This window comes from Sphingomonas sp. 2378 (assembly GCF_038084995.1).
Taxonomy (GTDB): Bacteria; Pseudomonadota; Alphaproteobacteria; order Sphingomonadales; family Sphingomonadaceae; genus Sphingomonas.
Window position 1 is genome coordinate 1 of sequence record NZ_JAXCMJ010000104.1, and the last position, 1,271, is coordinate 1,271.

The 1,271-nt window shown below is 66.6% G+C and carries 2 pseudogenes; both read right to left on the bottom strand.

What is annotated here, in order from left to right:
- Nucleotides 1-165, bottom strand: a pseudogene (locus SM191_RS19450) (integrase core domain-containing protein); the annotation flags it as partial.
- Nucleotides 166-178: 13 nt separating this feature from the next.
- Nucleotides 179-1,271 (bottom strand): annotated as a pseudogene (locus tag SM191_RS19455) (IS3 family transposase); the annotation flags it as partial.

A 1,271-nucleotide genomic window follows, 5' to 3' on the forward strand; every position in this document is an offset into this window, starting at 1 on the left:
CCCCGCCCGTTGCTGTTCGAGCCCGGCAGCGAAGGCTGCCGGAGTGGCGTAGCCGAGCGAGGAGTGCGGACGCTCGTTGTTGTAGTCGTCGACCCAGCGCGCCAGGATCGAGCGGGCCTGGCCGATGGTGAAGAACAGCGTCTCGTTGAGCAGCTCGTCGCGCATGTGTTGTTGCCCCCTAATTGGCTGACAGGGCCTCGCGTGTTGTCGCGATGAACTCGCGGGGTGACCTGTAGCCGAGGGCGCGGTGTGGATGCACCTCATTATAGTGGTCGAGCCAAGCTGGTAGCTGCGCGATGACGGTCTGCGCGTCGGGCTTGGGGTTCACGCGGACGTAATCGCGCTTGAGGGTGCGGACGAACGCCTCGGCCATGCCGTTGGACTGCGGGCTGCTGACCGGGGTGGTGCGCGGCACCAGCCCGATGTCGCGGGCAAAGGTGCGGGTGTCGCGGGCGGTATAGCAGGTGCCGTTATCCGTTAGCCACTCGATTGGCTGGGGTACGCGGTTCACCCGACCGTAGCGGTGCTCGACGGTGGCGACCATCAGGTCCTGCACGTCCTGGGCGGTGATGCCGCTCGTGGTTGCCACATGCCCCATGGCCTCGCGGTCGCAGCAGTCGAGCGCGAACGCGACGCGCACCTTTTCGCCGTTGTCACAGGCGATCTCCAGCCCGTCGGAGCACCAGCGAGTGTTGCGCTGGTCGACGGCGACACGACCGTCGTGACGGCGCTCCCCATGCCGTCCGCCGCCTCTTTGGAGCAGCAGTCCATGCACCTTCATGACGCGGTAGACGCGCTTGGGATTGGGAGCAGCGCGACCGGTCTGCTCAGCCTGGCGGCGCAGCAGGGCATGGACGCGGCGATAACCGTAGGTGGGCAGATCGGCGACAAGCACCCGGATGTCGGCGACCAGCTCGGCATCCGGCAATGGTGGCCGTCCGCGCGGTCGTGGCGGTGGTTGGTTGCGCATCGCAGACAGATGCGGGCGGGCGACGCCGAGCGCATCGGCTACCGCAGTCACAGAATGTCCCCGGGCAGTGAGGTCGAGCGCAAGAGCAGTTTTTTTGGGCCTGCGGCACGGGACACGGCCTCACGCAGCAGCTCGTTCTCCATGGCCTTCTTGCCGAGCAGCCTCTGCAGTTCGCGCACCTGCGCCTCCAGCGCCCGGTACTCGGACGCGGGAGTGTCAGGAATTTCGTGTGCGGGCGGGCATAAAGGGGAAGAAGGAGACCCGATATGTCCCGACGCAAAGAGCCTGCGATACCGAACGA